The organism is Erythrobacter crassostreae, from assembly GCF_019204045.1.
In the GTDB taxonomy this organism is placed as follows: domain Bacteria; phylum Pseudomonadota; class Alphaproteobacteria; order Sphingomonadales; family Sphingomonadaceae; genus Erythrobacter; species Erythrobacter crassostreae.
Map to the genome: position 1 here is coordinate 1,979,509 of NZ_JAGSPC010000001.1, position 25,706 is coordinate 2,005,214.

Annotated in this window: 23 protein-coding genes and 1 tRNA gene; 12 read left to right on the forward strand and 12 right to left on the reverse strand. The window is 56.6% G+C overall.

The genetic code is table 11. The features are described 5' to 3' along the window. Window positions 1-8: 8 nt before the first annotated feature. On the reverse strand, window positions 9-881 hold the full coding sequence (panB, locus tag KCG46_RS09715; protein WP_218405029.1) for a 3-methyl-2-oxobutanoate hydroxymethyltransferase: 873 nt from the start codon (window positions 879-881) through the stop codon (window positions 9-11). Between the two features lie 129 nt (window positions 882-1,010). Between panB and KCG46_RS09720 the strand changes: the two genes are divergently transcribed. The 4 genes from KCG46_RS09720 (at window position 1,011) to KCG46_RS09730 (ending at window position 5,332) form a co-directional block, all read left to right on the forward strand. After that, window positions 1,011-2,411, forward strand: a complete 1,401-nt coding sequence (locus KCG46_RS09720) for a sodium-dependent transporter (protein WP_218405030.1) — start codon at window positions 1,011-1,013, stop codon at window positions 2,409-2,411. Between the two features lie 132 nt (window positions 2,412-2,543). Then, window positions 2,544-3,395, forward strand: a complete 852-nt coding sequence (locus KCG46_RS12670; protein ID WP_255551855.1) for an ImuA family protein — start codon at window positions 2,544-2,546, stop codon at window positions 3,393-3,395. After that, window positions 3,337-4,920 (forward strand): DUF6504 family protein, encoded by a 1,584-nt coding sequence (locus KCG46_RS09725; protein ID WP_255551856.1) that lies wholly within the window; start codon window positions 3,337-3,339, stop codon window positions 4,918-4,920. Before KCG46_RS12670 ends, KCG46_RS09725 begins: the two co-directional genes overlap by 59 nt. A gap of 79 nt (window positions 4,921-4,999) precedes the next feature. Continuing rightward, entirely contained in the window at window positions 5,000-5,332 is a 333-nt protein-coding gene (locus KCG46_RS09730) for a PilZ domain-containing protein (protein WP_218405032.1), read from the forward strand. 71 nt (window positions 5,333-5,403) lie between these two features. Here the strand turns inward: KCG46_RS09730 and KCG46_RS09735 are convergent, their stop codons facing one another. Continuing rightward, the gene (locus KCG46_RS09735; RefSeq protein WP_218405033.1) at window positions 5,404-5,973 is read right to left on the reverse strand and encodes a metal-independent carbonic anhydrase family protein; all 570 of its coding nucleotides are present in this window, start codon (window positions 5,971-5,973) and stop codon (window positions 5,404-5,406) included. Between the two features lie 228 nt (window positions 5,974-6,201). On the opposite strand from KCG46_RS09735, the gene KCG46_RS09740 reads away from it, so the two are divergent. The 5 genes from KCG46_RS09740 to KCG46_RS09755 are packed head-to-tail and all read left to right on the forward strand — an operon-like array spanning window position 6,202 to window position 13,140. Beyond that, window positions 6,202-7,440: a putative DNA modification/repair radical SAM protein gene (locus tag KCG46_RS09740; RefSeq protein WP_218405404.1), complete on the forward strand. Its 1,239-nt coding sequence runs from the start codon at window positions 6,202-6,204 to the stop codon at window positions 7,438-7,440. After that, window positions 7,440-8,900: a UdgX family uracil-DNA binding protein gene (locus KCG46_RS09745; RefSeq protein ID WP_255551857.1), complete on the forward strand. Its 1,461-nt coding sequence runs from the start codon at window positions 7,440-7,442 to the stop codon at window positions 8,898-8,900. Before KCG46_RS09740 ends, KCG46_RS09745 begins: the two co-directional genes overlap by 1 nt. A gap of 1 nt (window position 8,901) precedes the next feature. Continuing rightward, complete coding sequence (locus tag KCG46_RS09750; protein WP_439648825.1) at window positions 8,902-12,204, forward strand: error-prone DNA polymerase; 3,303 nt, start codon at window positions 8,902-8,904, stop codon at window positions 12,202-12,204. Window positions 12,205-12,219: 15 nt separating this feature from the next. After that, complete coding sequence (locus KCG46_RS12760; RefSeq protein WP_439648826.1) at window positions 12,220-12,393, forward strand: hypothetical protein; 174 nt, start codon at window positions 12,220-12,222, stop codon at window positions 12,391-12,393. Between the two features lie 9 nt (window positions 12,394-12,402). Beyond that, window positions 12,403-13,140 carry an extensin-like domain-containing protein gene (locus KCG46_RS09755; protein ID WP_218405034.1) on the forward strand — a complete coding sequence of 246 codons (738 nt, stop codon included), beginning with the start codon at window positions 12,403-12,405 and terminating at the stop codon, window positions 13,138-13,140. A gap of 6 nt (window positions 13,141-13,146) precedes the next feature. On the opposite strand, the gene phoB is transcribed toward KCG46_RS09755, so the two are convergent. From phoB to recJ, 8 genes are all read right to left on the reverse strand, one after another. After that, the gene (gene phoB / locus KCG46_RS09760; RefSeq protein ID WP_218405035.1) at window positions 13,147-13,836 is read right to left on the reverse strand and encodes a phosphate regulon transcriptional regulator PhoB; all 690 of its coding nucleotides are present in this window, start codon (window positions 13,834-13,836) and stop codon (window positions 13,147-13,149) included. Window positions 13,837-13,960: 124 nt separating this feature from the next. Next, window positions 13,961-14,632, reverse strand: coding sequence for a phosphate signaling complex protein PhoU (phoU, locus tag KCG46_RS09765; RefSeq protein WP_218405036.1), 672 nt, complete (start codon window positions 14,630-14,632; stop codon window positions 13,961-13,963). Continuing rightward, complete coding sequence (pstB, locus tag KCG46_RS09770; RefSeq protein ID WP_255551955.1) at window positions 14,632-15,378, reverse strand: phosphate ABC transporter ATP-binding protein PstB; 747 nt, start codon at window positions 15,376-15,378, stop codon at window positions 14,632-14,634. The genes phoU and pstB overlap by 1 nt, the downstream gene beginning before the upstream one ends. A gap of 38 nt (window positions 15,379-15,416) precedes the next feature. Then, on the reverse strand, window positions 15,417-16,694 hold the full coding sequence (gene pstA / locus KCG46_RS09775) for a phosphate ABC transporter permease PstA (protein WP_218405038.1): 1,278 nt from the start codon (window positions 16,692-16,694) through the stop codon (window positions 15,417-15,419). Next, window positions 16,687-18,072: a phosphate ABC transporter permease subunit PstC gene (gene pstC / locus KCG46_RS09780; RefSeq protein WP_218405039.1), complete on the reverse strand. Its 1,386-nt coding sequence runs from the start codon at window positions 18,070-18,072 to the stop codon at window positions 16,687-16,689. The genes pstA and pstC overlap by 8 nt, the downstream gene beginning before the upstream one ends. A gap of 181 nt (window positions 18,073-18,253) precedes the next feature. Continuing rightward, window positions 18,254-19,459, reverse strand: coding sequence for a sensor histidine kinase (locus KCG46_RS09785; protein WP_255551858.1), 1,206 nt, complete (start codon window positions 19,457-19,459; stop codon window positions 18,254-18,256). Window positions 19,460-19,573: 114 nt separating this feature from the next. Beyond that, a tRNA-Glu gene (locus tag KCG46_RS09790) sits at window positions 19,574-19,648 on the reverse strand. Between the two features lie 93 nt (window positions 19,649-19,741). Next, window positions 19,742-21,523: a single-stranded-DNA-specific exonuclease RecJ gene (gene recJ / locus KCG46_RS09795; RefSeq protein WP_218405041.1), complete on the reverse strand. Its 1,782-nt coding sequence runs from the start codon at window positions 21,521-21,523 to the stop codon at window positions 19,742-19,744. Between the two features lie 81 nt (window positions 21,524-21,604). On the opposite strand from recJ, the gene KCG46_RS09800 reads away from it, so the two are divergent. The 3 genes from KCG46_RS09800 to KCG46_RS09810 all read left to right on the forward strand — a co-directional run bounded on the left by KCG46_RS09800 (window position 21,605) and on the right by KCG46_RS09810 (window position 23,577). Continuing rightward, window positions 21,605-22,087 carry a flavodoxin family protein gene (locus KCG46_RS09800; RefSeq protein ID WP_218405406.1) on the forward strand — a complete coding sequence of 161 codons (483 nt, stop codon included), beginning with the start codon at window positions 21,605-21,607 and terminating at the stop codon, window positions 22,085-22,087. Window positions 22,088-22,282: 195 nt separating this feature from the next. Continuing rightward, window positions 22,283-23,026: a hypothetical protein gene (locus tag KCG46_RS09805; protein WP_218405042.1), complete on the forward strand. Its 744-nt coding sequence runs from the start codon at window positions 22,283-22,285 to the stop codon at window positions 23,024-23,026. Then, entirely contained in the window at window positions 23,026-23,577 is a 552-nt protein-coding gene (locus KCG46_RS09810; RefSeq protein ID WP_218405043.1) for an AHH domain-containing protein, read from the forward strand. Before KCG46_RS09805 ends, KCG46_RS09810 begins: the two co-directional genes overlap by 1 nt. Window positions 23,578-23,602: 25 nt before the next feature. Here the strand turns inward: KCG46_RS09810 and KCG46_RS09815 are convergent, their stop codons facing one another. Both KCG46_RS09815 and KCG46_RS09820 read right to left on the reverse strand, forming a co-directional pair. After that, window positions 23,603-24,589, reverse strand: a complete 987-nt coding sequence (locus tag KCG46_RS09815) for an NAD(P)H-dependent flavin oxidoreductase (protein WP_218405044.1) — start codon at window positions 24,587-24,589, stop codon at window positions 23,603-23,605. A 49-nt stretch (window positions 24,590-24,638) separates the two neighbouring features. Beyond that, on the reverse strand, window positions 24,639-25,682 hold the full coding sequence (locus KCG46_RS09820; protein ID WP_218405045.1) for an amidohydrolase family protein: 1,044 nt from the start codon (window positions 25,680-25,682) through the stop codon (window positions 24,639-24,641). Window positions 25,683-25,706 lie beyond the last annotated feature (24 nt).

Genomic DNA, 25,706 nt, shown 5'->3' on the forward strand with positions numbered 1-25,706 from the left:
AAGAGAGATCAGCTTTTCGGCTGGTACGTCTGTTCTTCGCCGGGGAAACTGCGATCCCGCACTTCCTCGGCATAGGTCGCAACCGTTTTTTCGATCATGCCTGCAATGTCATCATACTTCTTCACAAAGCGCGGGACGCGTTCGAACATGCCCAGCATGTCTTCGGTCACCAGAACCTGCCCGTCGCACTTTGCCGATGCGCCAATGCCGATTGTGGGGCATGATACGGCCTCCGTCGCAGCGATAGCGATGGGTTCAACGACACCTTCGATCACAACCGCAAACGCGCCGGCTTTATCCAGCGCAACCGCGTCAGTCACAATCTTGTCAGCTTCCGCATCTGAGCGCCCGCGCGCCATGTAACCGCCCAGCACATTCACCGCTTGCGGGGTAAGGCCGACGTGCCCCATCACCGGAATGCCGCGCGAATTGAGGAATTCAACCGTTGGCGCCATTGCTTCACCGCCTTCCAGTTTAACCGCAGCGGCGCCCGTTTGCTTCAACAGATAAGCTGCACTTTCAAAGGCTTGTTCTGGAGAGCTTTCATACGATCCGAATGGCATATCGACTACGACAACAGAGTGATACGATCCGCGCACTACAGCGGCTCCGTGATTTGCCATCATCTCCAGCGTGACAGGAATGGTAGAGGGCAGGCCGTAAATCACCTGACCCAGCGAATCGCCGACCAGTAACAAATCGCAATGCGCATCCAGCAATTGCGCCTGCCGCGCGGTGTATGCAGTGAGCATCACCAATGGTTGCTCGGTCGCGCCATCCTTCTTGCGCGCGCGAACACGCGGCACCGTCAACCGCTTCATAGGCGCGGGGGTGGGATTTGCTCTGCTTGTGCTCGTATCGAGCTGAAAGGTCGTCGACATGGCCGCGCGTTTAACGTCCAGACGGGATAAACGCAAAGCTTCCCCCTTGGCGCGGGCGCAAAATCATTGCAGAGAGGGCGCATATGGGATGGCGCGTCGGGGGATGCGCCCAAAAGGATAGAGAGATTCATGGCAGCATCGGGTAAAGGCCACGAGAATTGGTCGTCACGTAGTGCGTTTATTCTGGCCGCGGTCGGTTCGGCGGTTGGCCTTGGCAATATGTGGCGCTTTCCTGCCGAAGCGGGCGAGAATGGCGGCGGCGCATTTGTGCTGTTCTACATGTTCTGCGTGCTGCTGATCGGTTTGCCAGTTCTGCTCTCCGAAGTTTTGATCGGGCGTCATGGGCAATCGTCTGCTCCTGAAAGTGTTCGCCGTCTGGCTCGCGATTCCAAAGCGGGCGAGGGGTGGAGCATTCTTGCCTCGATGGGTGTGTTTGCCGCGTTCCTAATCCTCAGCTTTTATTGCGTCGTGGGCGGCTGGGTCGTCTATTATATCGGTGTTTTTGTAAGTGATTTGTTCCAGACCGGCGTTGCTGGCGGAGCTTTTGACGGGCGCGCTGCGTCCGATGTCGAAGGGTTGCTTCCCGGATTGTTCGGTAATGGCGGATTGATGGTCGGCCTCAATCTCGGCTTCCTTGCGGTTACGATGTTCTTTGTCGCACGCGGTGTGTCGAGCGGTATTGAGTGGGTTGCCGTTTATCTGATGCCGCTGTTCTTCGTCCTATTTCTTGCCATTACAATTTACGGGGCGTTCACCGGGAACTTCGGTGATGCGGTAACTTACCTCTTCACGTTCGACGCTTCGAAATTGACAGGTGAGGTGATGCTGGCCGCTGTTGGTCAGGCGTTTTTCTCCTTGTCACTCGGTGTGGCGGGCATGATGACATATGGTGCTTACGCGAACCGAGACACCAATCTGGGTGAGACATCCGGTATTATTGCTGGCGCTGATACGGCGGTTGCCTTGCTTGCCGGCCTTGCCATTTTCCCGATCGTATTTGCGGCGGGTCTTTCCGCGAGTGCCGGTCCGGGCCTGATGTTCCAGTCATTGCCTATTGCGTTCCAGGCGATGCCGTTCGGTTCGCTCATCGGCTTGGCGTTCTTTACGATGATTTTCTTTGCAGCGCTGACCAGTTCGGTCTCTCTGCTGGAGGCGCCAACTGCTTGGATGTTTGAAAAGTTCAATATGTCACGTGCTGTGGCGACTTTGATCGTGGGCGGCGGCGCTGCTGTGCTGGGCGTGCTTTCTGCTCTGTCATTTAACGAGATGGCAGAATTCTATCCGCTCGGGTTTATTCCGCTTTTCGCAGAGACCAATTTCTTCGACACGCTGGATGGTGTGACAGCCAAACTGTTTATGCCAATCGGCGCGATCCTGACCTGTGTCTTTGTTGGCTGGATTGCCGATGCCAAGCTGGTTGATCAAGAAAATGGTCTGGACGGCGCTCTGCACCAATTGTGGCGCGTTCTGGTTCGTTTTGTGTGTCCTGTGATCCTTTCGGTGATCCTGATTTACGGCATCTTTGGCTGAGGTAGATTGATGGGGCGGTTGCGGTGCTGTGCCGGGCCGCCCTGATCCAGGCATTGCAATTGTTCTGCAAGTATGGAACAAAATAGGAACAAGGCGTTTCATTCAATGAGTCGCCTGCAATGAACTGTTCCTATGTCAGACACGCAAACTTCCTCCGGCGCGAACGCGCTTCAGTCCCTTTCTGTCCCTTTTCAATCGAAGGTGACGGCTTCTACACGGCTGTCTGCCGATGATATCGCTGCGCTTGGAAAGACGCGGGAAGGGCGCTGGCAGCCCGGGCTGACAGACCAGCCGCTGCATAGCGAGATTTTTGCGAGCGCCAGCGACGGCAGCGGAGCAGGATTGGCGCTTGCTTTGGCGCGCGATGCTATCCGTGTTGCAGGTGAAAACAGCGACCCACTCACGGATGCGCATGACCGGCGGCAAGTGCTGTGGGTACAGGATACCCGATCAATCCAGCGCAGTGGGCGTCCCTATACTCACGGTCTACCAGCGGAGCTGCGTGACCGTTTAATCCACGTCGAAGCGAAGGCACCCGAAGATGCGCTGTTTGCGCTCGAAGAGGGGCTACGCTGCCGTGATCTTGTCTGCGTGATTGGAGAGATCATCGGCAATCCGCGTGCGCTCGATTTTACTGCCTCACGCAGGCTTAGCCTGACTGCGGAAAAGCACGAGGTTCCGTTGTGGCTGATACGGTTGGATGCAGCACCCGAACTGTCTTCTGCGCGGATGCGTTGGCAAGCGAGCTGCGCACCTTCATTGCGCCCGCTTTGGAACCTGAATGCTCCCGGCACCCCTGCATGGAAGGCAGAATTGTTTCGTGCCCGCAGTCACGCGCCTGGAGAATGGATTTTGAGCAATGACGACGGACGATTGCACACACGTAAACGCTACAAAGCACCGGTCGCCGCCAATACGCAGGGTCTTGGCGATCTGGTTCGCCCAACTGTCGGTCGATCGCTGGCGGCATACGCTCGCGCCTGAGGCAGGCGGCGTAAATCCGGGTGAGGGTGCCGACGCTCTTCCCACAGTACTGATCATTGAAACCGCACATGGCCCGCGCATCGAAGCGGTGAACACGGCAGGCCATGAGGCAGGCGCGCGGGTGGGCATGATGCTGGCCGATGCGCGCACTCTATGCCCCGATATTCAAACTGCGCCCGCTGACCCCGCAGGTGATCTCGACTTTCTGGAGAAGCTCGCTTTGTGGTCCCAGCGCTGGGGCCCGTGGAGCGCGCTTGACCCGCCTGATGGTGTCTTGGTGGATATTACCGCAGCAGCGCATCTGTTTGGCGGTGAAAGGCGATTGCTGGCCGATGTCGAAGAGGCATTTGCACAGCGCAAGCTGCATGTCCGGACAGCCATCGCGCCAACCGCCGGAGCGGCATGGGCGCTGGCGCATTTCGGCCCGCCTCGCGCGATCCTCGGCGCAGAGGCCAATGGTATACAGCGCCTCGCCGATTTACCTGTGGCTGCGCTGCGCCTTGATACTGACGTGCTCACAGTGCTGCGCAGATTGGGCCTTAAGCGTCTGGGCGACCTCGCCGCCATCGCTAGCGGACCTATCGATCAGGCAGAGGCCGCCGCGCGTGATGCGATCCATCGCCGGTTTCGCAATCGCAAATCCCCTTCCGCCAATCCGCTGGTCCGGCTTGATCAATTGCTTGGTAAAGTGCCCGAACCTCTTCTGCCGATCGTGCCTCAACATGCGCCGCTGGTGCAGCGCCGGTTGATGGAGCCGATCCGCCATCGCAGCTTGCTCGATCAGGTGCTGAGCGACCTTGCCGATGATATGGTGCGCGAGCTGGAGGCGCAGAGACAAGGCGCAAGGCGGCTTGAGCTGGGACTGTGGCGTGTGGACGGCGAAGTGACGGTAAGGCGGCTTGAATTGGCGAGCGCCACGCGTGAAGCGGAGCACATCACCCGCCTGTTTACAGACAAGCTTGAAGGTATTGATGCGGGTTTCGGGATTGAAACTGTGCGTCTGCGCGCCAGTTGGACGGAACCTCTTGGCGCTTCACAAGGCGATGTGGAGGAGGCGGCAGAGCGTCACGGTACGTCTCTGAATGCCTGTATCGATAGGCTGACTGTTCGTTTGGGGCCGCACCGTGTTCGCCGTCCGGTGTCCTACCCCAGTCATCTGCCCGAACGCGCACAAAGGTGGCAGCCGCCGTTGGACCCCGAACCTTCTGCGTTGTCACCGTTTGCACTGCGCGATAGGCCTTTGAAATTGCTGGATAGAGCCGAGGCGATTGCGGTCCTTTATGCATCGCCGGATGGCCTGCCGCAGCGGTTCCGCTGGCGCGGCAACGTACATGAAGTGGCGCGGGTGGAGGGCCCCGAAAGGATCGCACCTGAATGGTGGCGCGAGAAATCGACCGTGCGTCTGCGTGATTACTACAGGATCGAGGATGCCGAAGGACACCGTTACTGGATTTATCGCCACGGTATCGCAGGTGATGGCCGGGGAGGCGCACCGGATTGGTATTTGCAGGGGATCTACGCCTGAAACCTCGTTGAAGGGCGAAAAACCGATAGCTGGGTTAGTAATTTTTTTGCAATTCATTGCTAACCAATTCACCATGAACATGCACAGCATCTCGCGCGCTGCACAGCGCCGCTCGCTCAGCCTGATGATAAGGGGCCGTGTAAAGTCGCGTCCGGTCTATTGTGACTTGATTGATATTTCCGAAGGTGGCTGCAAGGTTCGCGGATCAGCTGGCTTTGCCAGTGTCGGTGATCGCATGACGATGAAGGTAGGCGGAGTGAACGCACCTTTGGGCCGGGTCGCATGGGTAGACGGGAAATTTGCTGGCATCTCTTTTGAAGGCGAGATGCATGCCGCTGTGATCGATCATCTGATCCAGCAGCAAGACCAAAAATTTGCAGATGACGCGGTCGAAGATCGCCGCCGACTCTGAAAATTCAAACCTCGACAAAAAAGGGGCCGCTGCGATTAGCGGCGACCCCTTTTTTGTTTGTGATCAGAGGATCAGTTTGCCGCGAATGGCAGCGAGCTGTGGTGAAGAACAATCTTCAGATCGCCAGCATCATCTTTTTCATAGGCGAACGAATACTCAACCTTGGTGTCGTTTCCGTCAGCGCCGGTGAAGAAGTAGTTGCCCATTGCAACAGCCATGTCGCCGCTATCTGCGATCACGGTGCCATTGTTTTCCCAGCGCACAGCTGTGTACGGTGCAATTGCGAAGCCGCCATCTTCGGTTCCTTCGGTGCCTACGAAGTAGCTAAGCGCTTCTTCGGTGCTTTCGCGGAACTGGTCTTCTGCAGCGAGGGTCGGCTTGAACAGAATTGTTGAGTCGTCGCCGTAGGCGTAATGTGTAGCTATGTGCTCAGCTGCGCGTGCGCTGAAGTCACCTTCTTCGGTGAAGGTCTGGCCGATGGCAACGATGCCTTCACCCCAAGCTTGTTGAGCTGCGGTTACTTCTTCAGCAGTGATCGGGTTAGCTGTTTCGGCTGTAGCTGTGGCTGCTTCATCTGAACCACAAGCTGCAAGTGCGAGGGTGCTGGCGCCAAGAACAGATGCGTAAACGAACTTTTTCATTTCATACTCCCTTGAAGGGAGCCTGCACGGCCCCCTTATAAATCAGGCGGCTTAAGAGCCGCAGGTTACGTCCGACATCACGAGCAGGATTGCTCGCCAGAGGGGCCCGGTCCGTGGCGGTATTACGTATCATTCGAGATTGGGTTCCCATCAAATTGCACAATTTGCATTTGTTGGATTTAGATTAAGAACATATAAGGAACAAAAAGGTGTTCCATGTCTCGATATATGACTCAGCAAACGCTCCGACAAAAGCTTGAAATCCTTGCCGATGCGGCGAAGTACGATGCATCCTGCGCTTCTTCTGGCACGGCGAAGAAAAATTCGCTCGGCGGGAAGGGTATTGGTTCGACCGAAGGGATGGGCATTTGTCATGCCTATGCGCCCGATGGACGCTGTATCTCTCTGCTCAAGGTGCTGCTCACCAATCACTGCATCTTTGATTGCCATTATTGTATCAACCGCAAGAGCAGTAATGTGCGCCGAGCGCGCTTCACCCCGCAAGAGGTCGCGGACCTCACGATCAATTTCTACAAGCGCAATTATATCGAGGGACTGTTCCTTTCCTCGGGTATCATCAAAAGCTCGAACCATACGATGGAGCAGATGGTCGAATGTGCGCGGATATTGCGCGAGGAATATGACTTTCGTGGCTACATTCACCTAAAGACTATCCCAGAGGCCGATCCCGGGCTGATCCATCAGGCAGGGCTGTTTGCGGACCGTGTCTCGATCAATGTCGAGCTGCCCACCCCCAGTGGCCTGACGCGGCTCGCGCCGGATAAAGATGCAGCGCAAATCGAAGGCGCGCTGGCGAAGACCAAGTCGCGCATTATTGAGGCAAAGGACGAGCGCAAACGGTTCAAACACGCGCCGCGTTTCGCCCCTGCAGGGCAATCAACTCAGATGATCGTGGGGGCGGATGATGCCTCTGATGCGGATATCGTGGGCAAGGCGAGCAACCTGTACGGCAATTTCGGGCTGCGCCGGGTATATTACAGCGCGTTTTCGCCGATCCCTGATGCGAGCGCGGTGCTGCCTTTGAAACGGCCACCTCTGATGCGCGAGCACCGATTGTACCAGTCGGACTGGTTGATGCGGTTTTATGGCTATGCTCCGGGCGAAGTGGCGCAGGCGACGGACAGGCATGGCAATCTGCCGCTCGACATTGATCCGAAGCTTGCTTGGGCGCTTAAATTCCGCGGTCAATTCCCGGTTGATGTGAACCGTGCTTCGAAAGAGCAATTGCTGCGGGTGCCGGGATTGGGGACGACGGCTGTCGGGCGGATATTGGCGGCGCGGCGGCACCGGACTTTGCGATTGGACGATGTGGCGAAGCTGACCCAGTCGATTGCCAAGGTCCGGCCGTTTCTGGTGGCGCTCGATTGGCGGCCTACCACCCTTACAGACAGAGCCGATCTGCGCGCATTGTTGGCGCCGAAGCAGGAACAGCTGGAGCTGTTTTGATGATGGTCGCGCAAAGAGTTTCAGGACAAGATATCAACCTTAGCGCGCATTACACCGTGCACTTGCCTGCGCCCGATGATTTCGCGTTCTGGCGCGAACGGGCGCGTGCCTTGACCCAGAGCGATGTCCCACCGGACCGCGTCAGCTGGGTCGAGCCCGGCGGAACAGGCGATCTGTTTGCACATGGAGGGCCTTCTCCCGAAGACAAGCCCCTGCCTCTGCCGAACAAAGGTGCAGCAGCTGTCCGTGCCAGCAAACGCTTTTTGAGGCTTGCCCGTAACGCTGCGCTGCATTCCGATACAGAGCGGTTCGGCTTGCTCTACCGGATGCTCTGGCGGCTGCAGTCAAAGCCGCGCGTGATGGAGGATAAGGCTGATCCCGACGTGCGCCGGATCGAAGAACTCGACAAATCTGTGCGCCGTGACAGTCACAAGATGCACGCTTTCGTCCGCTTTCGCGAGGTAGAGAGCGATGAAGGCGAACACTACATTGCCTGGTTTGAGCCGGACCATCACATCGTGCGCGCGAATGCCGGTTTTTTCAGACGACGCTTTGCCAATATGAATTGGTCTATCCTGACCCCGCGCGGCTGTATCCATTGGGACGGCGAGACGATGCGCGAAAGCGGCCCTGCGCAGCGCTCGGACGCGCCATCCGACGACCCGACCGAGGATCTGTGGAAGTCCTACTACGCATCCACTTTTAACCCCGCCCGTTTGAAAGTCGGTGCGATGATGGCAGAGATGCCCAAGAAATACTGGAAGAACATGCCAGAGGCGGAGCTGATCCCTGATCTGATCGCCAGCGCGCAGGCCCGCGAAGCTGGAATGGTGGCCGCAGGCGAACGCGAGGAGCGCGAGCGGCCACAAACTCTCGCAGAAATCAGCGATGCGATCTCTGCCTGTCGCGATTGCCCGATTGCGGAGTGCGGAACGCGTGCGGTTATGGGGGAGGGGCCATCCGATGCACCCTTAATGATCGTCGGCGAACAACCCGGTGACCAAGAAGACCAACAAGGCAGACCGTTTGTAGGGCCAGCGGGCCAGCTGCTTGATGAGTGTTCAGAGCAAGCTGGTATTGATCGAAGCGCGGCCTACGTCACAAATGCGGTTAAGCACTTCAAATACACTCAGCGCGGTAAGCGCCGCATCCATCAGTCGCCCACGGCGAAGGAAATCGACACCTGCCGCTGGTGGCTGGAGGCCGAGCGCGCTTTGGCAAAGCCGCGCATAGTGCTGGCATTGGGAGCAAGCGCGGCGCGCAGCCTGCTCGGTAAGACGGTGAGCATTTCCAAGGCGCGAGGCACGCCGCTCCCGCTCGACGACGGCAGCGAGCTATGGGTGACAGTTCACCCGTCCTATCTGCTGCGTCTGGATGGGGCTGCGCGTGAGGAGCAGGGTGCATTGTTCGCCCGCGATCTGTCAGCAGTCACAGCACGGCTTAAGGAGCTTGGGGCGTGACATGCCAGAGGCTCCGCTTACCCCTGACAAACGCACGTTGGAGATTGATCCTGACCTGATCGAGGCTCCACCGCGCGCACCATTTGTGGAGCTGGGGCTGGTCAGCTGTTTCAGTTTTCTGCGCGGTGCCTCCGATGCGGTGGATATCGTGATGACTGCCCGCGCGCTTGGTTATGATGCGATCGGGATTGCCGATGCCAATTCTTTTGCCGGCGTTGTGCGCATCCATACCGAAGCGGCGACGCTCAAATTGCGGCCAGTGATTGGTGCGCGAATTGAGACGGTCGAGGGACTGGCATTCCTCGCCTATCCGAAAAATCGTGCTGCTTATGGCAGGCTTTGCCGGTTGATCAGCGCGGGCCGGATGCAGACGCTTTCGGGAGAATGGCAGGAAAAGGGCACCTGTGAGATCGATTGCGCAATGCTGGCGGAACATTCTGATGATGTGCAACTGATCCTGCTGACTCCAGATGATCTGGAGGCGGAGTTCACCATCCCTGCCTGGGCCAGCAATGTCATTGCACTCGATGGCAGCGAGCTCGCCAGCCATGTAACAGGCGCCTTGCCTGATCTGCTGCCGCATCTGGTGCGCGGGCTGCCTAGTTTGCGCCACTTGGCCGCAAGTTACCTTTATCGCGGAGATGATACGGCGCGGATCGACCGCCTCGATGCGCTGGCGCGGGTAAACGGCCTGACGCTGCTTGCCACCAATGATGTGCATTATCACGCGCCCGAACGCCGCCCGTTGCAGGATGTGATGACGGCTATCGCGAACAAGACCACGGTGGCCGAGGCAGGGCACCTGCTTCATGCGAATTCTGAAAGGCACCTGAAAAGCCCAGAGGTGATGCAGAGATTGTTTGCCCGATGGCCGCACGCAGTCAAAGCCACACGAGAAGTTGCCGATGCTTGCGGCTTCTCGCTCAACGAGCTGCGTTACGAATATCCTGAAGAAATCTACCCCGATGGCATGTCTCCGCAAGAGTATCTGGAGATAGAGACATGGCGCGGGGCAGAGCGGCGGTATCCAAGCGGGGTGCCCGATAGTGTTCAGCAGACGCTAGAGCGCGAGTTGAATTTGATCGCGAAACTTGATCTCGCGCGGTATTTTCTGACGATCAAGGATATCGTCGACTTTGCGCGCGGGGTAGAGCCGCCGATCCTGTGTCAGGGGCGGGGGAGCGCCGCCAATTCGGCTGTTTGCTATTGCCTTGAAATTACCAGCGTGGATCCGGCCAAGCATCAACTTTTGTTTGATCGCTTCATTTCCGAAGAACGCAAAGAGCCGCCCGATATCGACGTCGATTTCGAGCATGAACGGCGCGAGGAAGTGATCCAGTACATTTACAAGAAATATGGCCGTCACCGCGCGGGCCTGACGGCGACGGTTATTCATTACCGCCCGCGTATGGCGATCCGCGAAGTTGGCAAGGTGATGGGTTTGAGTGAAGATATCACAAGCTCCCTTGCGCGCACCGTATGGGGCGGACATGGGCGAGAGATCGGCGAGGCGCATGTCGAGGATATCGGCATGAAGCTGGAAGATCCGCATCTCAAACGTGTGCTTAAACTGACCGAACAGATGATCGGGATGCCGCGCCACCTTTCCCAGCATGTCGGCGGGTTCATCCTGACCGAAAGCGCGCTGACAGAAACGGTGCCGATCGGGAATGGCGCGATGCCGGATCGCAGTTTTATCGAGTGGGATAAGGACGATATCGAAGCGCTCGGCATCCTTAAGGTCGATGTGCTGGCGCTGGGCATGCTGACCTGCATCAAGAAATGCCTCGACCTGCTGGAGGTGCACCATGGCCGCGCTCTGACGTTGGCCACGGTCCCGCGTGAAGACCCGGAGACATACGCCATGCTGCGCAAAGGGGATTCGCTGGGTGTGTTTCAGGTGGAAAGCCGTGCGCAGATGAACATGCTTCCGCGCCTGCGTCCGCGCGAATTTTACGACCTTGTCATTCAGGTCGCGATTGTACGACCCGGCCCGATTCAGGGTGATATGGTGCATCCCTACCTCAAGCGGCGGCGCGGAGCAGAGCCGGTGCAAATTCCGGCGCCATCTCCCGCCCATGGTCCGCCTGATGAGTTGTCGAGTATTCTTGCCCGCACTTTAGGTGTGCCCATCTTTCAGGAACAGGCGATGAAAATCGCGCTCGATGCAGCCAAATTCACTTCATTGGAGGCTAACCGGCTGCGAAAGGCGATGGCGACATTCCGTAGCCGCGGCATGGTAGATGAACTGCAAGATATGATGGTCGAACGGATGGTTACGCGCGGCTATGAGCGCGATTTTGCGCAGAGGTGCTTTAACCAGATCCGCGGCTTTGGCGAATACGGCTTTCCCGAAAGCCACGCGGCCAGCTTTGCGCATCTGGTCTACGTTTCAAGCTGGCTCAAATGTCATTTCCCCGCCGCCTTTGCTGCCGGGCTGCTCAACTCTCAGCCGATGGGCTTTTATGCCCCCGCACAGATCGTGCGTGATGCGCGCGAGCACGGTGTTGAGGTGTTGCCTACAGATGTGAACCACTCACAGTGGGATTGCACGCTTGAAGAGATTGGGACGTCGCAGGAAGGGCAATCGGGACGACTTGATCGCAATATCGCTTTGCGGCTTGGCCTGCGCCAGATCGATGGACTGCACGAACATATCGCCGCGCAATTGATCGCAGAGCGTGAGGATCGCGGTCTCTACCGCGACGTTGCTCAATTGCGAGAGCGGGCGGGGCTGTCTCCTGCGCATATCGAACGCTTGGCGAGCGCGGATTGTTTTGGTTCGATGCAGCTTTCACGCAGGCAGGCCTTGTGGGATGCGCGCAGTCTGATCGCGGGTCCAGATTTGCCATTGTTTCGTGCGGCTGAAGAGCGTGATGAAGGTGCCGAGCGTATGCAGGTGCAATTGCCGACTATGCCGATGTCCGAAGAAGTGGTCGCCGATTACCAGACCACCCGGCTCAGTTTGAAAGCGCACCCGATGGCATTCTTGCGCCCAGGATTGGCGGAGCGCGGATTTGTGCGGGCTTGTGACCTGCGAGATCGCAAGTTTCGTAGCATGGTTCAGGTCGCCGGAGTGGTCCTCATCCGGCAGCGTCCGGGCAGCGCGAAGGGTGTGTGCTTCATCACCCTTGAAGATGAAACTGGTGTGATCAATCTGGTTGTCTGGCCGGACCTTAAGGAGAAGCAGCGGCGCGTTGTGATGGGCGCGCGGTTGATGGAGGTGCGCGGACGGGTCGAGTATGACGATGAGGTGATCCACGTGATTGCCCAGAATATGACCGACGCAACAGATCAGCTTTAACGGCTTTCTGATGATATGTTGAATGCACCGGTGGCACGGGCAGACCATGTCAATGCGCCGCTTATCAGCCGCAAACCGTCGGGCGAGAAAGAGCCGTTGAAACCGCGAGATATGATCGATCAATTGCCAAACGTGACAGGCCATCCGCGCAATCATCGGATCATTCCCAAATCACGCGACTTTCATTAAGCGCCGAGTATGACTCGCAAAAACGCATTTAAGATCAGCCGGAAGGTTGGGCGCTTTAAGGGTGATCGAAGAGCGATCTGGCTCTTGGCCCTCTTCGCAGTCGCTATTGCTGGTTGGGGTTGGTTGGAGCGCCATCCGCAGCATAATCCATGGGCACCGCTCGATCTGCGCGATCCGATTGGAATGGCGACAGCGACGAAGATGGTGGCGCTCAAAGATAATGTTGAAATGTGCAGAGCCACGCTGGAGCGGAGCGAAGTGGTTTTCGGAGTCTTGCCGACCAGCGGAGACGGCGCATGCGAGCGCAGCGACCGAACCCAACTGTCAGACTATCCTCTGGCGCCAAGCACGCCCGCTGTCACATGCCCCGTTGCCGCCGGTCTGGAAGTGTGGCGCGCGAAAAGCGTCGCGCCAGCAGCTCGTACAATCTTTGGAAGTGATCTTGCGACGATTGAGCACCTCGGCGCATATTCCTGCCGCCGCCTATATGGCCGCGACGAGGGGCCGTGGAGCGAACATGCGACAAGCAACGCCATCGACATCGCGGCCTTCGTTCTGAAGGATGGTCGCCGGATCAGCGTTCTGAGGGATTGGAACGGTGACGCGGACGAACGCAAATTCTTGCGCGAGGTGCGTGATGGAGCCTGCGGAGCATTCGCCACAGTGCTCTCGCCCGACTACAACGCGGCCCACGCAGATCATTTTCATTTTGATCAACAGAGCCGCTGGAGCGGCGCGTGCCGATAGAGCCTGTCAGCTAGGCTCAAGCGCGTATCCGGCAGAGCGAACCGTACGGATCGGGTCCTTCACCCCATCTACTTCGATTGCCTTGCGAAGGCGGCGAATGTGCACATCCACAGTGCGCAATTCGATGTCGGAGCCTGTACCCCAGACACCATCGAGCAATTGGCCACGGCTGAACACACGGCCTGGGCTTTCCATAAAGAATTTCAGCAGCCGGTACTCTGTCGGGCCAAGCTGGAGCGGCTGCCCGCGCCGCTGCACTTTGTGTGCAACAGGATCGAGCATTATGTCACCAGCTTCAATGGTTTCCCCAGCCAAGGCAGGGCGGATCCGCCGCATAACCGCAGCAACACGGGCCAGCAGCTCTCGCGGACTGAAAGGCTTGGTCAGGTAGTCATCCGCACCGGTTTCCAAACCACGCACGCGGTCATCTTCGGCTTCGCGGGCGGTGAGCATGATGATCGGCACATGCGATGTTTCTTTGTCGCGGCGCAGGCGGCGGCACACTTCGATCCCGCTGGTGCCTTCGATCATCCAATCGAGGATGATGAGATCGGGCACATCTTCGCTCGCCAGGACCAAAGCTTCATCGCCATCGCTGGTCGTGCGAACATCATAGCCTTCATTTTGAAAGCGGTATTCGAGCAATTCGGAGAGAGCCGGATCGTCTTCGACAAGTAGCAATTTGGCCGCAGACATGTGAGAGAATCTCCCTAACCCCTAGCTTGCGAACGCAATCGCAAGCGCTCCGGACACTATGTTTCCCCTTCGCTACAGTTTGATGAAAAGCGCCTCGGCAACTTATCCCCAAACCCGAAAGCAATCAGTTTTCGTCGTCTTCTGGCGGATAGAAGCCTGTCGCAGCAAAGTGAACCATCTCGGCTACGTTGGTGGCGTGATCACCGATACGCTCAAGATTACGAGCCACGAAAAGCAACTGGGCCGCACTCGAGATTGTCGCAGGATTTTCAACCATGTGACTGACAAGGTTGCGGAAAATACTGTTGTAAAAGGCATCGACCTTTGCATCTGTCGCAATCACTTCTCGCGCCAGCTCCGGATCACGCGCCGCATAGGCGGTGAGGACATCATGCACCATTTCGCAAGCAAGATCACCCATTGCTGGGATCAGCGTCAGCGGCTCAAAACGGTCGCGACCTTCAATCATGTTCACACGTTTGGCGATGTTCTTGGAATAGTCACCAATCCGCTCAACGACGCCTGCAATTTTCAGTGCGGCAATCACTTCGCGCAAGTCGTCCGCCATCGGTGCGCGCAAAGCGATGATACGAACGGCCAGCTTGTCGACTTCGGATTCGATCGCGTCGATCTTCTTGTCGCGGGCGACCACTCGCTCGGCCAATTCGGCATCGCCGCGGATCATCGCGTCGAGAGCTTCCTGAATTGCCACTTCGGCGAGGCCCCCCATCTCCGCGATCAATCCGCGCAGCCGGGTGATGTCCTCATCGAAAGCTTTGACTGTATGCTCTGCCATCAGCCGTACCGTCCTGTAATATAGTCTTGCGTTCTTTGTTCGATCGGATTGGTGAAGATGTCCGAAGTACGTCCGTATTCCACCATCTTACCAAGGTGGAAAAAAGCGGTACGCTGCGAAACGCGGGCTGCCTGTTGCATTGAGTGCGTCACAATGACGATCGCGTAGCGGCCTGACAGCTCATCAATCAGTTCTTCGATCTTTGCCGTTGCAATGGGATCAAGGGCTGATGCCGGTTCATCCATCAGGATCACTTCGGGATCGACCGCAATTGCCCGCGCAATGCAAAGCCGTTGTTGCTGGCCACCAGAAAGGGCGGTGCCTGAGTCTTCTAACCGGTCTTTGACCTCGTCCCAAAGGCCCGCGCGTGTCAGAGACTTTTCGACAATCGCATCAAGGTCAGGTTTCTTCTCGGCGAGGCCGTGAATTTTCGGGCCGTAGGCGATGTTGTCGTAGATCGATTTTGGGAACGGGTTCGGCTTTTGAAACACCATTCCCACGCGCGCGCGCAATTGGACGACATCCATCACATTTGAGTGGATGTCTTCGCCTTCAAGCTCAATCAATCCATCCACTTTCGCGATAGGGATCGTATCGTTCATGCGGTTAAAGCAGCGAAGGAAAGTCGATTTTCCGCAACCTGACGGACCGATGAAGGCCGTCACATAGTCGGGCGAGATATCGATCGATACCTCATCAATCGCTTTCTTATCGCCATAATAGACCGAGACATCGCGAGCCCTCATCTTGGCTTCGGTGTCGTTCAGATTTTCGTGAATTACAGTCACCAGCTCTTCTCGAACTTGTTGCGGAGGTAAATTGCGACGCCGTTCATCAACAGGAGGAACAGCAAGAGGACGATGATGGCAGCGCTAGTACGTTCTACGAAGCCCCGGTCAATTTCATCGGACCAAAGAAAGATTTGCATCGGCAATACCGTAGATGGGGAGGTAAAGCCATCCGGTGGTGTCGCGACAAAGGCGCGCATACCGATCAAGAGCAGTGGAGCCGTCTCTCCCAAAGCGCGGGCCATGCCGATGATTGTACCGGTAAGCATGCCCGGCATGGCGAGCGGGAGCACGTGATGGAATACGACTTGTACCGGTGAGGCCCCGACTGCGAGCGCACCATCGCGGATCGACGGCGGCACTGCTTTGATCGCGTTCCGACCGGAAATGACGATGACCGGCATCGTCATCAGCGCGAGTGTCATACCGCCAATCAGCGGTGCAGAGCGCAAATTCGGAAACAACCACAGAAACACAGCGAGGCCCAGCAGACCGAAGATAATCGACGGCACAGCCGCGAGATTGTTGATTGAAACCTCAATCAAGTCAGTCCAGCGATTCTTCGGCGCGTATTCCTCAAGATAGAGCGCCGCCATCACGCCGATTGGAAAGGCCAGCACGAACGTCACGATCATTGTCAGGATCGAACCTTTAAGCGCTCCCCAAATACCAGCAGATTGAGGGCTTGTCGCATCCGAACGAGAGAGGAAACCTGCATCCCAGTTTTCCGCCAATTTGCCCGACGCGGCTAGATCTTTTGCCAAGGCTTGCATCTCGGGCGAGCCTTCGCCGGCAAGGCCGGATGCAAGATCAGACGATGCAGGGAGGTAAAACGTTTCAGTCTTGCCGAGTAGCGAGGGGTCTTGAGTGAGCGCCAGGGCGACGTCGCGCCATGCCTCGTCGCTGACCTCGGCTGAACCTACTTCGCCCAATTCCTTTTCGGCAAAGAATTGCACCACGTCCGGCAGCCCTTGCGCTTCCAGCATCTGTATCGCCCTTGGCTCCGCCAAAGAGGTTTCGTCGCCCGCGATACCGGCATCGGCAAAGTCGATCGACACTTCGAGCTCAGCGCGTTGGAAACCGCCTATGCCGTTGATGAACATATTGCCGAGCAAGAAGACCAGAACGGCGACCGAAAAAATGATCGCCCCTTGTCCGACGCGCTTGAAATTGCGCTCCTTGCGGTATCGTTTCGCAAGGCGCTTTTCGAACTCAGGGGTTCGTGTCGGGCCCAGCTCGTGGGCTGAGGCTGTGGATGATGCGATATCAGTCATAGGCTTCACGGAACCGCTTAACGACGCGCAAGGCGATGATGTTGAGAACCAGCGTTACGAGGAACAGCGTAAAGCCGAGCGCGAACGCGCTAAGATAGGTCGGGTGATCGGTGCTTTGTTCACCGGTCAGCAGTTTGACGATTTGAACCGTAACCGTTGTCATGCGGTCCAGCGGATTGGCGCTGAGGTTGGCGGCGGTGGATGCAGCCATCACGACAATCATTGTTTCACCGATCGCGCGGCTGATCGCCAGCATGATGCCTGCGACGATTCCAGGAAGCGCAGCAGGGAAAAGCACCCTTTTGATCGTTTCGGATTTTGTCGCGCCCATGGCATAGCTGCCGTCGCGCATCGCGCTGGGCACAGCAGCGATTGAATCGTCAGCCATCGACGATACGAATGGAATAATCATCACGCCCATCACAACACCGGCTGCAAGTGCGCTTTCTGTAGAGGCTCCGGATATCCCGATAGCCACAGCCGCATCGCGTATGGCGGGCGCCACCGTGAGCGCTGCGAAGTAACCGTACACGACGGTCGGAACACCGGCGAGAATCTCGAGAGCAGGCTTAACCCATGCGCGCAAGCGGGGGTTGGCATATTGCGTAAGGTAGATCGCGCTCATCAATCCAAGCGGGATCGCAACAATCATCGCGATGATAGCACCGATGAACAATGTGCCCCAGAATAGAGGTATCGCGCCGTATTTTGCACCATCGGGATTGTCGGCGCTGCTCATAGGGTCCGGGCCCCAGAATGTGCCAGTGAAGAAATCGATCGGCGACACCATCCCGAAGAACCGGATTGTCTCAAATACAAGACTGGCGAAAATGCCGAATGTTGTGAGGATCGCAACGAGGGAAGCCAGAAGCAAAACCGCCATGACGGTCCGTTCGACCCGCGTCCGAGCACGGAAATCCGGGCGGATCCGAAGGAATGCATAGGCACCACCGGCAAAACCGATGAAGATCGTTACCAGCACACCGATCAGGCTGTAACGGTCAATGGCTTCACGGAATGGCTCAATCAGAGGCTTTGCAGCATCATTGAATACGCCAATCGCATTGCCGCTTGCCACGGCGCGGGCTTCCGAAAGCCACGCTTCGCGCTGAAAACCAAATTCCGGCAGAGCGGCTGCAGCAGGTGATGCGAGCACGCTTTGTGTCACAAGCTGCGGTGCGAGAATTGACCAGATCGCTACGAAAATCAGGACAGGAATGACAATCCAGACTGCCACATACCACGCGTGGTACACCGGCCGGGCAACTGGACGCGCTTCCGGATCAGCTTTTTGGAAACTCCACGCTTTCGCGCGGCCCGCCAGCCATCCGACGAGACCCAGCCCAATGGCAATCAGAATGAGCGTGATAGGCGACATCAACTAAACCCTGTTCCCCTGACGGCCCCGTGCAATGCGGGCATTCTATTCTGCTTTGTCACGCACGGATTTCTTATCTGATCCCGTGCGAATCTCTATCGACAGCATTCAATTTCGGTCTTTGTAACTGCGATGTTGAGGAAATAAGACAATGCGATGACAATTCTTCGGCGGACGTTCTTTAATTCGCTGTTTCTGCGTTCGCAGGCGTTTTTGTATGATCATCTGCAAGTGGCAGTCGAACGATGACGCTCGTCCCTTTGCCGAGTTCGCTCTCAATGCCAAGACGGCCTCTGTGACGTTCCACAATATGTTTGACGATCGCCAATCCCAAACCGGTGCCGCCAGAGGCTCGGCTGCGGCCAGGATCAGTCCGATAAAACCGGCGTGTTAGGTGCGGGATTTGTTCAGTGGCGATGCCTTCGCCCTCATCCACAACCGAAATACGCGCATGGTTGTCCCTTGCGAAATCAAGCATCACTTTAACCGGCGTGCCAGGTGCGCCGTATTTCAACGCGTTGTCGACCAGGTTGCGGATCAACTGTTCAAGCTGTTGCATGTCACCATGCACAGACGCTTCGCAATTGAGTGCAAATTCAAGGCGGTCAATCCGATCAGTGCCTGCAGCATCGGATGCGGCCCTTATGACGAGCGGTCCAAGAGAGATCAGATCGCTAGGGAGATCGTGCTTCTCGGCTTCGACACGCGAAAGGCTCATTAAGTCACTGATCAGGCTTTGCAGGCGTTTGCCTTCACGCTCAATCGTACCCAGGAATTTCTGGGAAGTCGGCGAATCCAAACTGTCACCGCTCTCGCTAAGGGTCTCAACATAGCCGAGGATTGCAGCAAGCGGCGTGCGCAGTTCATGGCTGGCATTGGCCACAAAATCCGTATGCGCGCGGCTGATGTCCGCCTCTGCGGTTTGGTTGATCAATTCAATGACAGCCATATTCTCGTCAATGGATTGGCGGTTTATTTCCCATATATCCTGTCGCCGAACCAATCCGCGCACGATGGCACGCCCATTGCGGTTCTGACCCAGCAGAGAGATTGCTTCGGGTTGGCGAAATGCCATCCGGGCATCCTGACCAAGCATATGCTGACCTAGCATGCGCCGCGCGGCCGCATTGGCCATCGCAACACTGTTTTTCTCGGTGATCATAATCGGCGTTGATGAATTCTCGATCAGACTGCGAATCGAATCGAGGCTGAAGGATTTTTTGACCACGACTTTGGGTGCTTCTGCGGGGCGCACAGAGATCAGCAAAAGTGATCCCGTCCAAACCACAAACACAGCCAGCGAGACGATCGGGTCCAAGCCAAGCAGGATCATCGCAACGAAGGTTACGCCAGCCAGCAATACGCCTGCTACGGGAAATGTCTGCATGGTACCCATTGCAATAACCTGTACTGGCAAGCCTCGCAGCTTGGAAGATCAGCATTTGCAATTTTTGGGGAGGGCCTTCCAAAAAAAGTCATACAACTTTTGAGCGAAGGGAGGTGGTGACCCCTACGGGAATCGAACCCGTGTTTCAGCCGTGAAAGGGCCGCGTCCTAACCGCTAGACGAAGGGGCCACGCTTATTTGCGAGAGCGCGCATCTAGGGGTGGAGGATGAATCGGTCAAGCCCGTATCCATCGGTTTCTTGAAAATTTGTGCAGATGCCCTCTCAATCGGCGAATGCAGCGTCTTCGAGATGGAGTTCTGCGGCAGGACGAGGGCCCCAATCATCAATCTTTACACGGCCAGCGAGATGGAACCGGCGCCCTTTGCTTCGATGTAGCAGCGTTTGAGCCAATTCGGTTTCGGCTGCGCGAAAGGCGATACCTTTGAATGACCGGCCATCTTCTCCGGAGGCAATGATGCGAAGGTGGTCTTTTCCGACGATGTCAGCCTTCACAATCCGGACAGGGCCAACGGCCACACGCGGCGCAGGCCAGCCGACTCCATATGGCCCGGCGGTTTCTAGCGTATTGACCAGATCCGGCGTTAACCCTCCGGGCGTAAGGGACAAATCAAGCTTCATGGATTGCTCGGCCCGCGCTCGGTCCACATCGCGTGCAAGCCGCGTGTCGAGAAATTCTATGAATGCGGTCAGGTTCTCAGTCGGAAGGGTGAGGCCGGCGGCCATTGCGTGACCGCCGCCTGCGACCAATAGTCCTTGCTCACGTGCAGCTATGATCGCTGCGCCCAAATCGACGCCGCTGATTGATCTCCCAGAGCCTTTGCCAGTTCCGTCAGAATCGTTGGCGATCACGATGGACGGCTTGCCGGTTTTCTCTTTAATTCGTCCGGCCACGATCCCGATTACGCCAGGATGCCATCCATCACCGGAGACGACATGAACTGCCATATTGTGCTGACCTGCGAGTTGGGACTCGGCTGCTTCCTGAACTTCGGCCTCGATGGCTCTGCGTTCTTCATTTAACTTCGAAAGTTGCTCCGAAATTTCGCGCGCTTCCTCGGGATCTTTTGTGGTGAGCAAACGGACGCCAAGAGTTGATTCGCCAATCCGACCGCCTGCGTTGATACGGGGGCCGAGTGCGAAGCCCAGGTCGCTGGCTTGAGGTGCGCGTTTAAGACGGCTGGCATCCATCAAAGCAGCCATGCCAATGCGATCGCGGCGGGTCAGGACTTTTAGACCTTGAGAGACAAATGCGCGGTTTAGCCCGTGAAGCGCGGCAACGTCGGCGACGGTTCCCAACGCGACAAGATCAAGCAGAGCCATCAAGTTCGGCTCTTTGCGATCTTGGAAGTAATCTTTCGCGCGCAATGTTCTGACCAGAGCTATGCCGAGCAGGAATGCGACACCGACCGCCGCGAGGTGACCAAAACTTGCCGCCAAATCGCTTTCGTCGAGCCTGTTCGGGTTAACGAGTGCGGCAGTCGGAGGAAGTTCTGCGGAGCATTTGTGATGGTCGACTACAATCACGTCGAGACCTACATCGCGGGCCATGGTAAGTGCTTCGAACGCCATTGCACCGCAATCAACGGTGACGATGAGGCTCGAGCCCGCTTCACTTAGCTTGACCAGTGCCTCTCCGCTTGGGCCATAGCCTTCTAACAATCGATCAGGGATGTAATAGCTTGCCTCGAGCCCGAGGTTTCGCAGTAGCTCTACGAGAAGAGCAGCGCTCGTCGCACCATCAACATCATAGTCGCCGTAGATAGTGACTTGCTCTTTTTCGAGCACGGCCTTTGCAATCCGCTCTGCAGCCTGATCCATGTCTCGAAATTCGGACGGATCGGGCAGGAAGTCCCGCATGGTCGGCGCAGCATGGCGGCCAACGTCATCTTGCGCCACTCCGCGCGTGATGAGGAGCTGTGACAATATGTCGTTCTCAAGGCTTTGCGCTTCACCCAAATCCATATTCCCGCCGCGCCAAAGCCACGCTTTTCCGGAAAGAGATTTAGAAACGCCTAGGACGTGGGAAAGGGAATGGGATGGCATGGCAAAGCGTTACCCTATTGCCGCCAACCAAAACAGAGCATGCCATTGACAATCGACAGGCCGGTGTTGTTCGTGCCTTTTATGTCAAATCCAACAGTATTTCTGGTCATCTGGCACAGCCGCACCGGCGCGAGCGAGAGGATGGCACATGCGATTGCCGAAGCTGGTGGTGCCAAACTGGTGAGGGCATACGACGTCACGTCCGACATGTTGACCGCTGCAACGGGTTACGTTTTTGTGTGTCCGGAAAACCTTGGCGCATTGAGCGGCGAGATGAAGGAAATGTTCGATCGGGTTTATTACGATGTGCTCGGTTTGATCGAGGGCCGGGCGTATGCAACGGTCATTGCTGCTGGATCTGACGGGGAAGGAGCCCAACGGCAACTCGACCGCATTGTAACCGGCTGGCGCCTCAAGCGAGTGATGGAGCCGAAGATCGTCAACTTCGCTGCGCAGGAGCCGGAGGACATTCTCGCCACGAAGTCGGTGCCAGCCAAGGTGTTGAAGGAATGTGAAAATATTGGCCGCGGTTTCGAGGAAGGTTTGAAGCTCGGGCTTTTTTGATCCAAACGTGCCGAGCGGTGTGGGCTATGGGGTATTGTAGACTCGACGCTGCGAACATTTCACGTCAGGATCATTTCGAGATATTGAGATGCGCTTGCAAGACTAAGGGGGTCTTGGACAATTACGCAGAACGTTGATGTTCCCGCCACTGGGCTGCGCTTGCTGTTTGCATCAGGCAAACGGCCCAACCGGACTTTGATTAGAGAATTTGCGGATGCTCAGTCATCAACATCCCTAAGCCACGATCCGCTGGCCGATCAACCGCTTCAGCTTGTTGTGAACGAAGGTGAAACACTCAAAAGGTCTAAGGCATCACAAGAGGACGAAACTGAGGAGTTTTGGGTTGAGCTTCTGCGTGATGGTTTGACGTTTGATCTAAGAGGTCTTGCCCCGGGAGAAGCGGAATCGATTCCGGCGACGGATTATCGGTATGATGTTGACCAGTCGCCTGCTGCTCTCCGTTTAGAAGCCATTCATTTGTTGCCTGGCCAGCATCTTGCGGGCGGTGCCAATTCGGTTCCAGTTTTGCGAGGTTTGATTGCATTGGCATGCGACCTGATCCGTCACTTTGATGATTTGGTTGCGATTGTTTGGGAGCCCGCCCGCAGCCTGATTGGACGGCGTTATTTCGAATCCGTGGCATCTGCTTGGCTGGAAGGCGGCGCATTTCCTGCGCTTGGCCTCACTTCCTTTCGGGAAACGTCGGACGGCGCGTTGCAAACTGTTGGCCTTGATTTTTGGATTGGCCAAGAATTGCGCATCGAGGCTCCATTGTCGTCCGAAAAAGTCGAGGCCACGCGATTGGGCGCACGGATTGTCAATCAACTCGTGATCATCGGCGGGCTAGAACAAAGCGAACGGATCACCGCACCCGATGGCTCTCATTTGATCATGCGCCCCTCACGCAATGGCAATTTTGTACGGGTTATGCGCGAATAATGAAGGCTGCGACGGGAGGCTTATCTAGCAGATTTTCATCGTTAAGATGCGGGAGCAACCGAAGAAGCGTTTCGTTTCGAAGCGTCAATCGCAGCCATTCCGCAGGTTACGATCCAGAACTTCAACGGCACCATCTTCTTCCGCTCCAGCTGCTTTCAAAACCGTGCTTCGGTTCGATGTTCGCGGTAATCGGCAGAAGCTCGGTCGGTTTTGACGATTTCCGCTTCAACGGTTTGTTGCTGCCCGCAAGTGAAGCCGCAACTTTGCGAACAGGGATGCCGCTGCATCGCGGCCCCCATCGCTCCTACAATGAACTTGTCTGCGAGCGAGTGGGAAGCATTGAGGCGCATTGGAAGTCAGCAATCGCGGCGAATGCCGAAGATGCGATAGACGATGTGCTAATGCGTTTGCGGTTGCTGCAAACGGCATTGAGGCGAAGGCTGCTTCAAGAGCGTCGCCGGTTTATCTTGAATCGAAAAGACCCGCTTGGCACTGGTTTTGATTTTGCGGAGCTGGACGCGATGGCCGAAAGTCTATGGGAAGCGACTTAGGCCGCTTCCCAATCGGATCGATGATTTAGTCTTGCCAAGACGTGTAGTCAGAGTCAGCTAGCATTCGCGCTTTCGCAGCGTGGTACTCGCGCTCTATACGGGCGACCATGTCCTCGACAGTACCCAGTGTTTTGACCGCTCCGATGCCTTGGCCAGAACCCCAAATGTCTTTCCAGGCTTTTGCCTTGGTGTTGCCACCGGAACCGAAATTCATTTTCGAAGGATCACTGGTCGGCAAATCATCGGGATCAAGGCCAGCATTTTCAATCGATGAACGCAGGTAATTCCCGTGAACGCCCGTGAATAGGTTTGAATAGACGATGCCTTCTGCTGAGCCATCAACGATGCCTTGCTTGTAAGCCTGATCCGCATTGGCTTCTTCTGTCGCGATAAACGCGCTGCCGGCATAGCCAAAGTCCGCGCCCATTGCTTGTGCAGAGAGAACCGAAGCGCCATTGGCGATGGAACCTGACAGCGCGACCAAACCATCGAACCATTCGCGGATTTCCTGCATCAAAGCGAAGGGCGATTGCGTGCCTGCATGACCGCCCGCACCCGCGGCAACCGGGATGAGACCGTCAGCACCTTTTTCGATCGCCTTGTTAGCAAAGCGGTTGTTGATGACATCGTGCATCGAGATGCCGCCCCAGCCTCGCACCGCATCGAATATCTCTGTACGGGCACCCAATGACGTGATGACTAGTGGAACCTGCCATTTCTCACACGTTGCCATATCGGCCATGACTCGGTCATTCGACCTATGGACGATTTGGTTTACCGCGAATGGAGCCGCAGGACGATCTGGGTTCTCGCGGTTGTGCTTCGCAAGTTCCTCAGTGATTTGGTGCAGCCATTCATCAAGCAGCGTTTGCGGACGCGCGTTGAGAGCTGGGAAGCTGCCAATGATCCCGGCCTTACATTGTGCGATCACCAATTCGGGGCCGGATACAATGAACAACGGCGATCCGATCAGGGGTAGGCGAAGGCGATCAAATGGGGCGGGAAGTGGCATGCGTCTCTCCTAGAACATTCTTGCCTGCGCGTTAGGTTGCAAATTGCAATCAGGCAAGAATGTCTTCAACGCGGTAGAAGCGTGCTGCGTTCCCAGCAAAAAGCGCTGCCTTCTCATCTGCGCTCGCGCCGCTCGCAATTCGTTTGAATGCGTTCCAAAGTACTGGGTAGGTCGCACCCCAGCGATCCACCGGATAATTGCTTTCAAACATCGCCCGGTCTGTGCCGAAAGCTTCAATACACGTCTCGATGTACGGCTTCCAAAGTTTGGCAAGTTCTTCTGAACCAATGCCCGCTGCAGGGCCCTTTTCCGGCATTGCGCAATTGTGCATCGCCAATCCGCCAAGTTTGATCATGACATTGTCACACTTGCCCAGCTCGATAATGTTTTCTCGCCATATGCCGAAACGCTCTTCCAGCTTTCCGGTATAACTCGCCATGCCAAGAGGAGTGCCGCAATGGTCAAGGCAGATCGGTGTATCGGGGAAGGCGCGTGCGAGATCGATCACATCGGGCAATTGCGGTTCCAACACCCACGCATCAAAACTCATCCCGCGTTTGCCAAGCTCGGTAAAACCTTCGCGAAACTTCGTGTCTTTGTAGAGTTTAGGCGGTGCGTGGAAGGGAGGGCCTAACACTTCGGTATCCGCATCCCAGGCGCCCTGATGACGGATGCCTTTGAAACGGTTTGGAGACGCGGCGAGCAATGCATCCAAAGCCTCACCAGCAGAGGACCCCAGTAATAAATCTGCATGCCCGACAATGCCTGCGCAAAGGCGGGTATTCCCGTAAAGACCACTCGCTGATTGTGCCGCTACGCCGTTCACAAACTCGACTTCGCCGACAGATTTCTTCGCATCTCCATAGGCCGCATTATAGAATGCGCCGCACTCCATGAAGATGGTCGCGAGGATATTATGACCGCTCGCCACCTCCTCATTGAATTGGTCAAATGTATAATGCGCAACGGGCACCAATCCGTCGATGAACCGATGGCGCGGCTCCGGGAACATCGGCAGCATCGGCCGTAAATCCCACAGGTGATGATGGGGATCGATAATAGGCCAATCGGGTTCGAGGATGGCTTCGTTCATGCTAGTATTCTTTCCCGTCGCGTA

Bases quoted from the DNA above. Each gene is read 5' to 3' on its own strand.
- panB (WP_218405029.1), bottom strand. From the start codon at position 881: ATGTCGACGACCTTTCAGCTCGATACGAGCACAAGCAGAGCAAATCCC.
- KCG46_RS09720 (WP_218405030.1), top strand. From the start codon at position 1,011: ATGGCAGCATCGGGTAAAGGCCACGAGAATTGGTCGTCACGTAGTGCG.
- KCG46_RS12670 (WP_255551855.1), top strand. From the start codon at position 2,544: ATGTCAGACACGCAAACTTCCTCCGGCGCGAACGCGCTTCAGTCCCTT.
- KCG46_RS09730 (WP_218405032.1), top strand. From the start codon at position 5,000: ATGCACAGCATCTCGCGCGCTGCACAGCGCCGCTCGCTCAGCCTGATG.
- KCG46_RS09735 (WP_218405033.1), bottom strand. From the start codon at position 5,973: ATGAAAAAGTTCGTTTACGCATCTGTTCTTGGCGCCAGCACCCTCGCA.
- KCG46_RS09740 (WP_218405404.1), top strand. From the start codon at position 6,202: ATGACTCAGCAAACGCTCCGACAAAAGCTTGAAATCCTTGCCGATGCG.
- KCG46_RS09745 (WP_255551857.1), top strand. From the start codon at position 7,440: ATGATGGTCGCGCAAAGAGTTTCAGGACAAGATATCAACCTTAGCGCG.
- KCG46_RS09750 (WP_439648825.1), top strand. From the start codon at position 8,902: ATGCCAGAGGCTCCGCTTACCCCTGACAAACGCACGTTGGAGATTGAT.
- KCG46_RS12760 (WP_439648826.1), top strand. From the start codon at position 12,220: ATGTTGAATGCACCGGTGGCACGGGCAGACCATGTCAATGCGCCGCTT.
- KCG46_RS09755 (WP_218405034.1), top strand. From the start codon at position 12,403: ATGACTCGCAAAAACGCATTTAAGATCAGCCGGAAGGTTGGGCGCTTT.
- phoB (WP_218405035.1), bottom strand. From the start codon at position 13,836: ATGTCTGCGGCCAAATTGCTACTTGTCGAAGACGATCCGGCTCTCTCC.
- phoU (WP_218405036.1), bottom strand. From the start codon at position 14,632: ATGGCAGAGCATACAGTCAAAGCTTTCGATGAGGACATCACCCGGCTG.
- pstB (WP_255551955.1), bottom strand. From the start codon at position 15,378: ATGAGGGCTCGCGATGTCTCGGTCTATTATGGCGATAAGAAAGCGATT.
- pstA (WP_218405038.1), bottom strand. From the start codon at position 16,694: ATGACTGATATCGCATCATCCACAGCCTCAGCCCACGAGCTGGGCCCG.
- pstC (WP_218405039.1), bottom strand. From the start codon at position 18,072: ATGTCGCCTATCACGCTCATTCTGATTGCCATTGGGCTGGGTCTCGTC.
- KCG46_RS09785 (WP_255551858.1), bottom strand. From the start codon at position 19,459: ATGCAGACATTTCCCGTAGCAGGCGTATTGCTGGCTGGCGTAACCTTC.
- recJ (WP_218405041.1), bottom strand. From the start codon at position 21,523: ATGCCATCCCATTCCCTTTCCCACGTCCTAGGCGTTTCTAAATCTCTT.
- KCG46_RS09800 (WP_218405406.1), top strand. From the start codon at position 21,605: ATGTCAAATCCAACAGTATTTCTGGTCATCTGGCACAGCCGCACCGGC.
- KCG46_RS09810 (WP_218405043.1), top strand. From the start codon at position 23,026: ATGAAGGCTGCGACGGGAGGCTTATCTAGCAGATTTTCATCGTTAAGA.
- KCG46_RS09815 (WP_218405044.1), bottom strand. From the start codon at position 24,589: ATGCCACTTCCCGCCCCATTTGATCGCCTTCGCCTACCCCTGATCGGA.
- KCG46_RS09820 (WP_218405045.1), bottom strand. From the start codon at position 25,682: ATGAACGAAGCCATCCTCGAACCCGATTGGCCTATTATCGATCCCCAT.